Origin of the sequence: Pseudoalteromonas sp. UBA6610 (assembly GCF_002433295.1) — a bacterium.
Taxonomy (GTDB): Bacteria; Pseudomonadota; Gammaproteobacteria; order Enterobacterales; family Alteromonadaceae; genus Pseudoalteromonas; species Pseudoalteromonas atlantica.
This window is the reverse complement of sequence record NZ_DJHW01000143.1, coordinates 1-14,130: the sequence shown is the minus strand read 5'-3', so window position 1 is coordinate 14,130 and position 14,130 is coordinate 1. Positions and strand designations below refer to the sequence as shown.

Here is a 14,130-nt window from a genome sequence, read left to right as displayed (position 1 = left end):
ATAAATTTGTTTTAACGACGTATGGTGCCAGACTTCGGGTTTGGAGAGCGATGCGGCCTTAACTAGAGGTTCCTATGAAAGAAGGTATTCACCCTAAGTACGAAGCAATTTCTGCAACATGTTCATGCGGAAACAAATTCGAAACTCGTTCTACTCTTTGTAAAGACATTCACCTAGACGTATGTTCTGCGTGTCACCCGTTTTACACTGGTAAGCAAAAGATTTTAGACACTGGCGGCCGTGTTGATCGCTTCAACAAGCGCTTCGGTGCACTTAGCAGCAAGAAGTAATTATTGCTGTTTAGTAAAAAAAGCACCTTCGGGTGCTTTTTTTGTGCCTAAAATTCATCATTTTTACTAAAAAATTACCGATTGTTGCCGTACTACGTGTGCATAACTATTTCCTGTTCTTATTCTGAATATGCATAAACCTTTGCAGACAAACTCACAATTCTTCTCTATATTTTTTATACGTTAATTTTTAACCAAGCTGCTAAAAGTGCTTATCGTGGCGATATTTGTTTTTAACGGTGATAAACGCGCCATATTGGTGCATTTTACTATTTTAATATTCTGCTATTTTAGAAAAATATTGGCAGGGCAAAATGAACCTCAAAAAGCACTTTTTGAATGAATTTTTATTTGTTTAATATTGATAACTTTTAGCGAAGTTGCTGATAAATCACTTAAAATTAACGGATATAGCATATAACAGGATAGACCTGATATTGCTTGGAATTTAAAAATAATAAGAGTATCTTAGCCCCATACTCCCTCTCACTTAACTTAAATTGCAGGATACCATCGCGTTATGTCAGATTTTCGTGAACAAGCATTACACTACCACTCTCACCCCGTTCCAGGCAAAATCAGCATTGAGCTAACAAAACCAGCCGAAACGGTGCAAGATTTAGCATTAGCATACAGCCCTGGTGTTGCAGAGCCTGTGCGCGAAATTGCAGCAGACCCAGCCAATGCATATAAATATACCGGTAAAGGTAATATGGTTGCGGTGATCAGTAATGGTACGGCAATTTTAGGTTTGGGTAATTTAGGGCCATTAGCCTCTAAGCCTGTTATGGAAGGTAAGGCGCTTTTATTTAAACGTTTTGCTGGCCTAGATTCTATTGATATTGAAGTTAAGCATCGCACCACCGAAGACTTTATAAATACAGTGGCTAATATTGCCGACACGTTTGGTGGTATTAACTTAGAAGATATTAAAGCGCCAGAGTGTTTTGAAATTGAAAAAGCACTTATTGAGCGTTGCAGTATTCCGGTTTTTCATGATGACCAACACGGTACCGCGATTGTAACTGCGGCAGGCATGCTTAACGCCTTAGAAGTGCAGGGCAAATCAATAGAAGATGCCATTATTGTATGTTTAGGTGCAGGCGCTGCAGCGGTTGCTTGTATGGAGCTGTTAATTAAGTGTGGTGCACTGCGCGAACATATTTATATGCTAGACCGCAAAGGGGTTATTCATACTCGCCGCGATGACTTAAACGAATACAAACAGCTTTTTGCTAACAATACCGATAAGCGTACTCTACAAGATGTAATTGCTGATGCTGATGTGTTTGTAGGTGTATCGGGTCCTAACTTACTTGCACCTGAAGATCTAAAACTAATGGCCGATAAGCCAGTGGTGTTTGCATGTTCAAACCCAGATCCTGAAATTGCACCTGAGCTTGCGCACAGTGCACGTAAAGACTTAATTATGGCAACGGGGCGTTCTGATTTCCCTAACCAAGTTAATAATGTTTTATGTTTCCCGTTTATTTTCCGTGGTGCACTTGATGTACGTGCAAGCGCAATTAACGATGAAATGAAAATAGCCGCTGTTGAAGCTATTCGTAGTATTGCTAAAGAGCCAGTGCCTGAGCAAGTATTAAAAGCGGCGGGTGTAGAAAAGCTCGAATTTGGTGCTGATTACATTATTCCTAAACCGATGGACCCGCGTTTATTACCACGTATAGCCAAGGCGGTTGCTATTGCTGCTGTTGAATCGGGCGTGGCACAAATTGACTTACCGGAAAATTATATGGCGTAATCTATAGCGCTTAAACAAAAAACCTCAGCATGCTGAGGTTTTTTGTTTAAAAAGACGTTTTATTCTTCGTCTAAAATAGGCACTTCTAAACCCATTTCTTGCATTATTTTTTTAACTTCTTCAGGTACTTTTTCTGCGTTATCTTTACGTAGGTCATCATCATTAGGTAATGGCTGGCCTGTAAAGGCATGCAAAAACGCTTCGCATAGTAACTCGCTGTTTGTTGCATGACGCAGGTTGTTTATTTGACGACGTGTACGCTCATCAGTTAATACTTTTAATACATTTAGCGGGATCGAAACGGTGATCTTTTTAACTTGCTCTGATTTTTTCCCGTGTTCTGCGTATGGGTGAATATACTCACCATTCCATTTAGCCATAAGATGTATCGTTGCCTCAGATTATTAATTTCTCACACGGCGTAAAAAGCGTGTAAATATGCGTGAAATTCTATCGTTTTAAAAAAGATAGTCAAATAATAGATAGCAATCTATCTTAATAAGCTGGCTGTAATAGTAAATACAGCTTTCTTGAAGTTTTACGCGTCTGTTATTTTTAGCCATCTAGAGCTTTAAATGCTTTGACTTATTATAATGGATAACTTACTCTTTTAGACGTCTAAACATCCAAATTAATCAGGTGACGAATATGAGCGAAAAAAACAAAGCAACCATTGCTGTACGAAATGGGGTTGATGCCGATAAACATCATGGCGCCGTTGTACCGCCAATTTATTTATCGACGACTTATTCGTTTGCCGATTTTGATACTAAGCGCGCATACGACTATGGACGCAGTGGTAATCCTAATCGCGATATTTTAGCTGACACTCTAGCAGAACTTGAAGGTGGCGCACGCGGAATTATTACTGCTACGGGCATGTCAGCAGTGCACTTAGCCACACAGTTATTAAATAACGATGATACATTGGTTATTCCTCACGATTGTTATGGCGGCAGCTACCGTTTATTTACGTCGTTAGAAAAGCGCGGCTTGCTTAAACTTAAAGTACTTGATTTAACTAAACCAGAAAGCCTAGAACAAATTTTAACCATTAAACCTAAATTAATTTGGATAGAAACACCAAGTAACCCTGTGCTGCGCCTAACGGATATTAAAGCCGTGACGGATATAGCAAAACAGTGCGGTGCATTAGTGGCCGCCGATAACACCTTTTTATCACCGGCATTACAAAACCCAATTAAGTTTGGCGTAGATATTGTTGTGCACTCAACCACTAAATATATAAACGGCCATTCTGATGTTGTAGGCGGTGCAGTTGTTGCTGCAACACAAGAGCTTGGTGATGAGCTTGCTTGGTGGGCCAATAACATTGGTATTACCGGCGCACCATTTGATAGCTATTTAACGTTACGTGGTTTACGTACTTTAAATGTGCGTTTAAAACAGCACCAAGAAAATGCCCTGGCAATTGCTAAATACCTAGAAAGCTCTGAGTATGTTAGCCAAGTTTACTACCCAGGCCTTGAATCGCATCCTCAACATGCGCTTGCTAAAGCCCAACAGCTTGGGTTTGGTGGTATGGTTAGTTTTGATATTAAAGGCGATGTGAATGATGCTGCGGCGTTTTTAACAAGCCTTAAAGAATTTAGCTTAGCAGAATCGCTAGGTGGAGTTGAGAGTTTAATTTGTCATCCTGCGACCATGACTCACGCAGGTATGGAAGCTCAAGCACGTTTAGAGGCGGGTGTGGGCGATACGCTAATTCGTATTTCGGTCGGTATTGAAGATATAGAAGACCTACTGGCTGATTTTGAACGTGTATTTAACTTAGTTAAACCTGGTCAAAATAAAAATGTAGGGCGTGTTGGTAAAGCTGCAGGCAATGCCAATGGTGATGTAAAGCAGCAGGCTGCTCATCCAGCTTTGTGGTGATTGAGTATGGTAAAAAGTGTACATAAATTTGGCGGCTCGAGCTTAAGCTCGGGCGAGCGCTATCAAAGTGTGGCAAAAATAATTATTGGCCACACACAGCCTGGCGATTGCGTGGTTGTATCTGCTGCGGGTAAAACCACCGATACATTGGTTTCGCTGTGGCAAAGTTATCAACAACAAGATAAGCAAGCCGTTGCTGATATTTTGCTGCAATTGAGTAATCACCAAACGGCATTAATTGAAGAGTTATTAAAAGCCGATGCTAAACACACTGCTTTAGCTGTGCTAGCGCAAGAGCTAAGTGATGTAGCAGAGCAAGCCAGCAAGCAGCAGTTGCAAGAGGCGGCCTTACTGGCGCATGGTGAGCTGTGGTCTGCGCGATTATTGGCAGCCTATTTAACGCAATTAAACATTCAAGCGTGTGCTCATGATGCTAGAGCGCTGTTTAGTGTAACAAGCGGGGAGCTTTTGCATGCGCAAAATAAACAGCAATGCAGCCAAGTCATTGATGCAAATAAGATTCACGTAGTAACAGGGTTTATCGCAGCAAGTGCTGATGGTAAAACAGTTACGCTTGGGCGCAATGGCAGTGATTACAGCGCCACCTTATTAGCCAATTATTGCGACGCTCAAAATGTATGTATTTGGACTGATACGCCAGGGGTCTTTAGTGCTGACCCACGTAAAGTTGAAAAGGCGATTAAGTACAACAAGGTGTGCCGTGAACAAGCTAACTTATTAGCTCGATTGGGTAACCCTGTGTTACATGCTAAAACGCTTTCGCCTTTAAAAAACAGTAATATTAAACTGGCTGTACGTAGTAGTTTTGATGTGCAAACTGCTCCTACCGATATTGTAAAACAAGGCAAAGCTAAGCAAAAACGTTTTATTACTACATTACAAAACGTTGATTTACTGCTCGTTGAAGGCCTTAACGCGGGAGAAGTGGCGCATGTTAGCCAGCTTATTCAGCACAGCCTTCATCATTTTATACACAACGGCGATACATACTTAGTTGTGCCCGCGGGTGCAACGCATCAAGTAGTGAGTTATTTCGCTGGGCGAGCAAATATAAGCGAGTCTAATTTAAATGGCTGCGCGGTGGTTGCGCCTACGCAAAATGTTTATACGCTAAGTACATTAGCGGCTGAGGTTTTAAATCAGCAAAGTATTCACCCTCGTTTTATTCATCAAGATACAGGCTATACATTGCTGTTAACGGATCAGTTAATAGAAAGCGATGTACTTAGTTTATTGCACGAAAAATTAATTAATAAAGGCCAAGAAGTTGCTCTGGTTGTGGCTGGCTTAGGTAATGTAGGCGATGAATTTTTAAGCCAGCTAGATGCTCAATTTAAGCGTTTGTCGGGCGATTATAGTATTAAGCTAGTTGGCTTAATTCGCTCGCAACATATGCTATTTAATGCCTCGGGTATTACTCTCGGACAGTGGAAAAAACAATGGCAGCATAATGCCGTTGCTTATGAGCAAGCGGATTTATTAAGTGCATTAAACGAACTTGATTACGAGCACAAAGTTGTTGTTGATATAACGGCAAGCGAGCAATTTAGCCAATTATACACCGACTTTGTAGAGCGAGACTGCCATTTAATAAGTGCTAACAAGTACGCGGGCACTGCTGCATCTAGTTGGTATAACGCGCTGCGCCAAAGTATTAACGAGCGTAATTTGCATTGGCGCTACAACACCAGTGTAGGGGCAGGGTTGCCGATTAACTTTGCGTTGGCCGATTTACAAAATAGTGGCGATAAAATCACCCGTATTGAAGGTGTTTTCTCGGGCACACTCTCGTGGCTATGCAGTAAGTACGATGGCAGTGTGGCATTTTCTGACCTTGTTCTTGAAGCGCAAAAAATGGGCTTTACAGAGCCTGATCCTCGCGAGGATTTATCGGGCCGGGATATGCAACGTAAATTGCTGATACTTGCGCGCGAGCTTGGCATTAAATTAGATTTAGATGATATAAGCTTACAAGCATTAATGCCTGATGAGTTAGCCCAAGGTTCATGGGATGACTTTTTAGCGGATAAAGATAAGCTAAATGCGTTTATTAAACACCATGCCGATGCAGCAAATGCGCAAGATGCTGTACTTAGGTATACCGGTTTATTGGCATTAGAGCAGGGTAAAGTATCGGCGAAGGTAGGTATAACTTACGCGCCTAAAGGGGACGCCTTAGCTAACTTAACACCTGGCGATAATATCTTTGTTATTAATAGCCAGTGGTACAACGAAAACGCCTTAGTAATACAAGGCCCAGGGGCGGGCAAAGAAGTGACCGCCGCGGGCGTGCACTCTGATTTATATTGGTTAGTTAAAAACCTAAAATAGCGCAGGCAAATATTAATAGTAAAACGGCAGCTTGTGTAAGCTGCCGTTTTTGTTTTTAGAATAACTCTTCTTCTGTTTTTGTATCTTCTTCAAAAATATCAGTTGGCTGAGACAGCACATATTTTGTAGGCGCAGTGCCTTTTTCAAAATACTCAAAGCGACTGGTGTAGTCGTTTTTATGACTTAACAAACCTGTTTTTAAATCGATACGAATTGAAACTAGTCCTTCAGGAGGCTCTATTGGCGCCTCTGGTGTGCCCTCAAGCGCCACTTTCATAAAATCAACCCAAGCAGGCTGTGCCGTTTTGGCGCCCGATTCAGCACCAGAGATTTGACTGCTATCTAGGTTGTTATTATAGGTTGAGCGTCCTAACGAGTTACCTGGGTTGTCAAAACCAACCCATACAGACGTTACTACATTGCGGTTAAAGCCGCTAAACCAAGTATCAACAGAGTCATTGGTTGTGCCTGTTTTACCCGATAGATCGCGTCTATCTAATGCTTGCGCACGCCAACCTGTCCCGCTCCAGCCTGTTTTATGGGTCCAGCTACCGCCACCCCATACTGCGCTGTGCATTGCTTCAGCAATTAAAAAAGCATTTTGCTTTGAAATAACACGTGGTGCACAACGTGGTTGCGTGGCTGTATCATCTGTTATGTCGGTATCTAGGTTATTGTTGGCAAAGCTATCCACTGCTTTAGAGACGGGTAATAGCTCGTCTTCATCGCAAGCAAGAGCCGGGTTTGCTTTAAATAGTACATTGCCATAGGCATCTTGAATTTCAGATATAAAGTAAGGTTCAATTAAGTGACCGCCATTAGCAAATGCGCTCATGCCGCGAGCAAGCTCTAATGGCGTGATTGATGCACTGCCTAATGCTAACGATTCACTGCGGTTAATATCAGCATCTTTAAAACCAAACTTAAGCAAGTGATCGGCGGTGCGTTGTAACCCTACACCGCGAAGTAAGCGCACAGAAATAACGTTTTTAGATTGTGCAAGTGCACGGCGAATACGTATAGGGCCATTATAAACGGCTGGGCTGTTTTTTGGTCGCCACGCTACACCTAAACTTTTATCCCACTGGTTTATTGGCGCGTCGTTTAAAATAGAGGCCAATGTATAGCCATTTTCGAGCGCAGCAGAATATATAAAGGGTTTAATATTAGAGCCAACTTGGCGTTTAGCTTGTACCGCTCGGTTGTATTGGCTTTGCTCAAAACTGTAACCACCTACTATAGCTTTAATACGACCATCTTGTGGGTCGAGTGAAACAAGTGCACTGGCAGCTTCTGGTATTTGGCTTAGTAGGTAACTGTTGTCGTTATTTTTACGCAGCCATATTTGCATGCCAGGGGTAAGAATGTCAGTAGCGGCTTTAGGGGCAAAACTTTGGCGGTAGCGAGTAATGTATTTGCGCGCCCATTTTAAATTATCCCAATCAAGTGTGGTGCGCTGGCCATTTTTTAAAATAACGTCAGCGGTTTTCTCTGCCACATTTAACACCACGCCAGCATGCAAATCAGCTATTTCTTTAACAGGTTTTAGCTTTTCTATAATTTGCTGCTCACTTAAGGCAGGCTGTGTTTCTGGATCCCACAACACGTCTACAGGCCCACGAAAGCCATGACGCATATCATAGTTATGTAAATTATTAACTAAAGCTGTTTGCGCCGCCTTTTGAACTTTAGACTCCACAGAGGTAAATATTTTAAAGCCAGAGTTATATGCTTTTTCTACACCGTAGCGCTCAACCATCTCAGCACGAACCATCTCAGAGATATAAGGGGCGTAAAGATCTATCTCAGCACCGTGAAAATAAGCAGTGATAGGCTGGTTAGCCGCATCGTTGTATTGCTGTTGCGTAATATAGTTTTCAGTAAGCAAGCGACCAAGCACTACATTACGACGTGCTTTAGCCCTAATTGGGTTACGAATTGGGTTAAGCGCCGAAGGGGCTTTAGGTAAACCGGCAATCATTGCCATTTGTGCAAGAGTGAGGTCTTTTAGCTCTTTACCATAGTAAACTTGAGCAGCAGCACCAATACCAAATGCACGATTACCTAGTTCTATTTTATTAAGATACAGCTCAAGAATTTCGTCTTTTGTTAATACACTTTCAATATGTAGAGCTATAAAAATCTCTTTAACTTTACGAATATACGCTTTTTCTCGTGTTAAAAAGAAGTTACGAGCAAGCTGCATAGTAATGGTGCTCGCGCCTTGTTTTTTCTCACCTGTTGAAATTAACACAATAGCAGAGCGGACAATACCAATAGGGTCTATACCAATATGGTCATAAAAACGGTTATCTTCTGTGGCTAAGAAGGCATTAATTAAAGGTTGAGGTATTTCGTCTATAGTAACAGGGATGCGGCGTTTTTCACCAAATTGATTAATTAAGAGTCCATCTTTGGTAAAGACTTGCATAGGGGTTTGTAATTGCACGTCTTTTAAAACTTGCACACTGGGGATATCAGGTTTAACGTAATAATAAAGGCTGATTAAAGTGATCAGACCAATTAACGTGCAAATGATAAAAAATTGTAATGTTCTTTTTAATAAAATCACTTATATTTCCCTAAATGGACTCCCAATTGCGAGTTTAGACTGCTAGTATATATTGATTAAAAAATGAATAATATTTTTTACTATAAAAATTATAACTTGTTTATTATTAAAACAAAGGTCAAGTTGCAAACATGCTAAGTCAACTATTTCAAAAGCCATCACCAGCGATGGTCGGAATTGATATCGGATCGCACTCTATCAAAGCAGTGCTTTTAAGTGAAATTGAAACGGGATTTCGACTAGAAGCACTTGCAATTGAACCTATGCCAAAAGGTGCAATGAGCGAGCGCTCTATTCAGGATATCGAAGCAATTGGTAACATAATTACAAAATTAAAAAGAAAACTACCAAAATCGTTAAAATCAGCGGCAGTGGCTGTATCAGGACAAACCGTTATCACTAAAGTTATTTTTATGGATGTTTCATTAAGTGACGCTGAATTAGAGTCGCAAATTGAAATAGAAGCTGACAGCTTAATACCTTACCCCCTTGATGAAGTGAGTTTAGATTTTGAAAAGCTCTCTACCAACGAAGCCGACCCGAGTAAAATGAATGTGTTGTTATCTGCTGCGCGTACAGAAAGTGTTGAGGCCCGTGTGGGCGCACTTGAAGGTGCAAACTTAACCGCTAAAGTGGTTGATGTTGAAAGCTATGCGTTAAGTAGAGCGATGGAGGTGTATTATCAGCAACTGCCAAGTGATGCCTTTAATAAGTGTGTTGCCGTGGTAGATATTGGCGCTGTTTTAATGCTGGTGAGTGTCGTTCAAGCGGGTGAAACAATTTATACCCGCGACCAAGTATTTGGTGGCGACCAATATACTAATAGTATTGTATCTTATTATAATAAAAGTTTTGATGAGGCCGAAATAGGCAAAACAACGGGTGATTTACCTGCTAATTATACTTTTGAAGTGCTGGCACCGTTTCAGACATCACTATTGCAACAAGTGCGCCGTGCGGTACAAATGTTTTTAACAACCACAGGTAAAGATCAAGTAGATTATATAGTGCTAACCGGCGGTACATCAATGATAGACGGTTTAGATAGGTTGTTAATTGAAGAGCTCGGTATTCATGCTGTGGTGGCTGAACCGTTCGCTAATATGGAAATTTCGCCAAAAGTAGACAGAAATGTAATGCAAAGAAATAGAACGCAGTTTGCAATTGCTACTGGTTTGGCATTGAGGAGCTTTTCATCATGCCACATATAAATCTATTGCCGTGGCGAGAGCTACAACGAGAAGAATCAAAAAAGAAATTTATAACTATATTAATAGCAGTAGTACTAGGTAGTTTTGCAAGTATGTACTTACTTAGCTCTTTTTACGCGGGTTTAAAAGATGGGCAGAACTTAAAAAATAATTATTTAAGCTCAGAAATCAGTACTCTTGATAAAAAAATTAGTGAGATTAGAGATCTCGATAAGCGAAAAGAGAATTTACAACAACGAATGCGGTTGATTGAAGAGCTACAAAGCAGCCGTAATTTAGGTACTCAAATTATGGATGAAGTAGCTAAAATTGTTCCTCAAGGCGTGTATTTAACTAAGCTTGAGCGGCGTGGTACACAAATACATGTGTTAGGGCGCAGTGAATCAAACAATCGTTTATCTACTATGCTACGTCAGGTACAAGGCTCTTATCTATTAGAAAGGCCAATCATGCAGGGCATTGTGGCAGGCGCTCAAACATCACGGTTACTCAGTGATTTTAATATGGAGTTTTATGTAAAGCCATTTGATAAAATTGGTGAGGTAAGTGATGAACCTTGATTTAAAAGCCTTAAATGAAATAGATTGGAATGAAATTGAGCTCGACAACATTGGTGAATGGCCGGTTGCGGTAAAAGCAATTTGTTGCTTATTTGTCGCCGGTTTAGTGTTGTTTTTTAGTTACAGCTTATTGGTATCTGATGAAATAGACAGCTATCACAGCGCGGTAGCAAAAGAAGTCGAGCTGCGTACTACCTACAGAACTAAATATGCTGTAGCCAGTAAGCTTGATATATATCGCCAGCAAATGGTTGAGATGGAAGATAAGTTTTCACAACTACTAAAGCGATTACCTACCTCAAATGAAACCCCTGGCCTGTTAGACGATTTATCTTATGTAGGTACTACTAGCGGTTTAACATTTTTGAAAATTGGCTGGTTACCTGAAATCGAAAAAGAGTTTTATACCGAGCTGCCTATAAAAATTGAAGTAATAGGTACTTACCATGAGTTTGGTGAATTTGTAGGAAAAGTAGCCCAATTACCACGAATTGTAAGTTTACATGACTTTTCGATTGTATCATCTGGTGAAAAGCAACTAACATTCAGTGTGGTAGCAAAAACGTATCGTTATGAAGAAGGGGTTAAAAAGTGAGACTAGTCCCTTTATTTTCATTGTCTGTTTTATTGTTGGCAGGTTGTAACGACGATACGTCTGAGCAAAAAGAATTTATTGACCAAGTTAAGGCCAGCACCACGCCTAAAGTTGAGGGAATACCTGAATTAACGCAGTTTGAACATTTTGAATATAATGCATCGCAGCTGCGTAGTCCTTTTGTGGCTCCACAGCCTGAAATTATTCAAAATAAACTAACGCAAATTAAAAATTGTTTACACCCTGACCCTGATAGAGTGAGAGAGCCACTAGAAAAGTATCCGCTCGATAACCTATCAATGAAAGGTACATTAGGCTCTAGCGGTCAAATGTGGGCACTGATCACCGCAGCGGATGAAACGTTGCATAGGGTAACTGTAAATAATTACTTAGGCACGTATGACGGTAAAGTTAAGTCTGTAAGTAGTGATTATGTAGAACTAGTTGAATTAATCCCTGATGGGTCGGGTTGTTGGAAAGAGCGGCTGACTAAATTGGAAATGTTAGAGGCGGCAAATAATGGCGCAAATTAATAATAAAAAAGGTAAAACCCACATGTATAAGGATGTACTTTGGCATCATCGTTTTCAAATGGTGTTATTTGTCATATTGGCTCTTTTTGTTGTAAAAACAGCCAGTGCAGCGCCATTACTTTATGATGTACGTTATAACCCCTTGCTAAAAGGCGAGACAGAGTTACAACTTGTATTTGACGAAGAGCTAACACAACAACCTAAAATTCAAGTACACAACACACCAGCACGCATAGAAATGTTATTTGATGGTGCAGAACTAGAACAGGGTCTTGAAAATGTGCCGGTCGATCACGCAGGTATTAACAGTGTGAGCAGCGTACTGACAGAGCAAGGCTTAAAAGTTACGGTAAATTTAGAGCGTTTAAAAATATACGAAACACAAGTTAATAATAACTTAGTGTCGTTGCGCGTATCTGATAACCCGCTTACTGAACAAGCTTCTGATGAAAGCAGCAATGGTTATAATGCCTCAAGCGCTTATATTAATCGGATTCAATCTATTGATTTTCGCCGTGGTGAAAAAGGTGAAGCAAAAGTTTTAGTATTTTTACAAGACACGCAAGCTGCAATAGAAGTACATGAAAGTGGTGGAAAAATAATTGCAGAGTTTCATCACACAGATATTTTAGACGACTTACTGTATGAATTAGATGTGCTAGATTTTGGTACTGTAGTAAGTACCATTGAGACCTTTAAAGAAGATAGCTTAAGCCGTGTAGTTATTGAGCCTAATGCTGCTTTTACCTTTACCTACCAGCAAATAGATAACATTTTAACGTTAACCATTGAAAAAGATGAAACGCAAAATGCCTATTTAGATGGCGGCAAGGAATATCAAGGTCGTCCAATGACCTTAAACTTCCAAGATATTTCGGTTAGAGCTGTACTGCAAATCATAGCGGGTTATAACGAGTTTAACTTAGTAACGAGTGACTCCGTAACCGGCAATATTACACTTCGTTTAGATGGCGTTCCATGGGATCAGGCTTTAGATGTTGTACTGCGTATTAAAGGTCTTGATAAGCGCATGGATGGCTCTATATTGATGGTTGCGCCAGCTGAAGAGCTCGCTGCACGTGAAGCTAAAGATTTACTAGCAAAACAAAAGGTCGAGGATTTAGAGCCGCTTTACAGTGAGTATATTCGTTTAAACTACGCTAAGGCTGAAGATTTTGCGGATTTACTGAAAACCGACACTAACAGCATCATTTCTGCCCGAGGCAGTGTATCGGTTGACCAGCGTACCAATACATTACTTATTAAAGATACAGCGAAGAGCATTGAGAGCATTCGTCGTATGATTGAAACACTCGATATCCCAGTGCAACAGGTTGTTATTGAATCACGTATGGTAACAGTGCGCGATAACGTCACAGAAGATTTAGGCGTGCGTTGGGGATTTAGTGATCAACAAGATAGTGATGGTATATCTGGCTCGCTTGAAGGAGCTGAGTCTATCTCAAATGGCACTATTCCTGATTTATCAGACCGTCTTAATGTAAACCTACCTATTACTAACCCTGCGGCAAGTATTGGTTTACACATAGCTAAGTTGGCTAATGGCACTTTAATTGATTTAGAGCTTAGTGCTTTAGAAGAAGAAAATAAAGGTGAGATTATTGCGAGCCCGCGCATTACCGCAGCTAATCAGCAAAAAGCACGTATTGAGCAAGGTACTGAAATCCCCTATACCGAATCAGCCTCAAGTGGTGCTACTACTGTAAGCTTTAAAAAAGCGGTATTGAGCCTTGAGGTTACACCGCATATAACGCCTGATAACAAAGTTATTTTAGACTTAGTTATTACACAAGATACTCGTGGCGAAACGGTTCAAACCGGAACAGGTGAAGCGGTTTCGATAGACACTCAACAAATTGAAACACAAGTGCTGGTTGATAACGGCCAAACCGTTGTGCTGGGTGGTATTTTTCAGCAGCAAATAATTAATACCACAAATAAAGTACCTGTACTTGGTGATATTCCATATGTTGGACGCTTATTTAAGAGCACCAGCGAGTTTAATGAGAAACGTGAATTACTTATTTTCGTGACACCGAAAATACAAATAGACTAAAATTTAGTGGTTTTATGTTCGTCAACGAGTGTTTATTGATAATAATTGCTCGTTATATGGCTTTTTATTGTAATAGACTTGAAATACCCGGCCAATTACTGAGATAATCCCCTCCTTAATTTTGGGGCCAGGTCGTTAGGCGGGGTTTTATTTCAAATTTTAGAGTTCGTTTGTACTAAAAGATATGGCTGAGAAACGTAATATATTTCTAGTTGGCCCCATGGGGGCTGGCAAAAGCACGATTGGTCGTCACATCGCTGACCAATTACACCTTGAATTTGT

At 40.6% G+C, this 14,130-nt stretch carries 12 protein-coding genes; 10 read left to right on the top strand and 2 right to left on the bottom strand.

Annotation, left to right across the window (positions count from 1 at the left end; all coding sequences use genetic code 11):
• Positions 1-74: 74 nt before the first annotated feature.
• Both rpmE and B4F91_RS19390 read left to right on the top strand, forming a co-directional pair.
• Positions 75-290 (top strand): 50S ribosomal protein L31, encoded by a 216-nt coding sequence (gene rpmE / locus B4F91_RS19395; protein WP_004589339.1) that lies wholly within the window; start codon positions 75-77, stop codon positions 288-290.
• 520 nt (positions 291-810) lie between these two features.
• Positions 811-2,052 (top strand): malic enzyme-like NAD(P)-binding protein, encoded by a 1,242-nt coding sequence (locus tag B4F91_RS19390; protein ID WP_029771819.1) that lies wholly within the window; start codon positions 811-813, stop codon positions 2,050-2,052.
• Between the two features lie 59 nt (positions 2,053-2,111).
• Here B4F91_RS19390 and metJ read toward each other — a convergent pair whose 3' ends face one another.
• Complete coding sequence (metJ, locus tag B4F91_RS19385) at positions 2,112-2,432, bottom strand: met regulon transcriptional regulator MetJ (protein ID WP_004589341.1); 321 nt, start codon at positions 2,430-2,432, stop codon at positions 2,112-2,114.
• A 268-nt stretch (positions 2,433-2,700) separates the two neighbouring features.
• Between metJ and metB the strand changes: the two genes are divergently transcribed.
• Positions 2,701-3,948, top strand: coding sequence for a cystathionine gamma-synthase (gene metB, locus B4F91_RS19380; RefSeq protein ID WP_286937029.1), 1,248 nt, complete (start codon positions 2,701-2,703; stop codon positions 3,946-3,948).
• A gap of 6 nt (positions 3,949-3,954) precedes the next feature.
• A complete protein-coding gene (metL, locus tag B4F91_RS19375; protein ID WP_286937028.1) occupies positions 3,955-6,300 on the top strand; it encodes a bifunctional aspartate kinase/homoserine dehydrogenase II in 2,346 nt (781 codons plus the stop codon).
• A 55-nt stretch (positions 6,301-6,355) separates the two neighbouring features.
• Here metL and B4F91_RS19370 read toward each other — a convergent pair whose 3' ends face one another.
• A complete protein-coding gene (locus B4F91_RS19370; protein WP_288636215.1) occupies positions 6,356-8,872 on the bottom strand; it encodes a penicillin-binding protein 1A in 2,517 nt (838 codons plus the stop codon).
• A 131-nt stretch (positions 8,873-9,003) separates the two neighbouring features.
• On the opposite strand from B4F91_RS19370, the gene B4F91_RS19365 reads away from it, so the two are divergent.
• The 6 genes from B4F91_RS19365 to B4F91_RS19340 form a co-directional block, all read left to right on the top strand.
• Positions 9,004-10,083, top strand: a complete 1,080-nt coding sequence (locus B4F91_RS19365; RefSeq protein WP_286937163.1) for a pilus assembly protein PilM — start codon at positions 9,004-9,006, stop codon at positions 10,081-10,083.
• A complete protein-coding gene (locus B4F91_RS19360) occupies positions 10,071-10,643 on the top strand; it encodes a PilN domain-containing protein (protein ID WP_286937165.1) in 573 nt (190 codons plus the stop codon). Before B4F91_RS19365 ends, B4F91_RS19360 begins: the two co-directional genes overlap by 13 nt.
• Positions 10,633-11,238, top strand: a complete 606-nt coding sequence (locus tag B4F91_RS19355; RefSeq protein ID WP_096041062.1) for a type 4a pilus biogenesis protein PilO — start codon at positions 10,633-10,635, stop codon at positions 11,236-11,238. The genes B4F91_RS19360 and B4F91_RS19355 overlap by 11 nt, the downstream gene beginning before the upstream one ends.
• On the top strand, positions 11,235-11,771 hold the full coding sequence (locus tag B4F91_RS19350; protein ID WP_286937167.1) for a pilus assembly protein PilP: 537 nt from the start codon (positions 11,235-11,237) through the stop codon (positions 11,769-11,771). Before B4F91_RS19355 ends, B4F91_RS19350 begins: the two co-directional genes overlap by 4 nt.
• Positions 11,758-13,848, top strand: a complete 2,091-nt coding sequence (locus B4F91_RS19345) for a type IV pilus secretin PilQ (RefSeq protein WP_286937169.1) — start codon at positions 11,758-11,760, stop codon at positions 13,846-13,848. The genes B4F91_RS19350 and B4F91_RS19345 overlap by 14 nt, the downstream gene beginning before the upstream one ends.
• A gap of 184 nt (positions 13,849-14,032) precedes the next feature.
• A partial coding sequence (locus B4F91_RS19340) for a shikimate kinase (RefSeq protein WP_288636218.1) occupies positions 14,033-14,130 on the top strand: 98 nt, incomplete at its 3' end.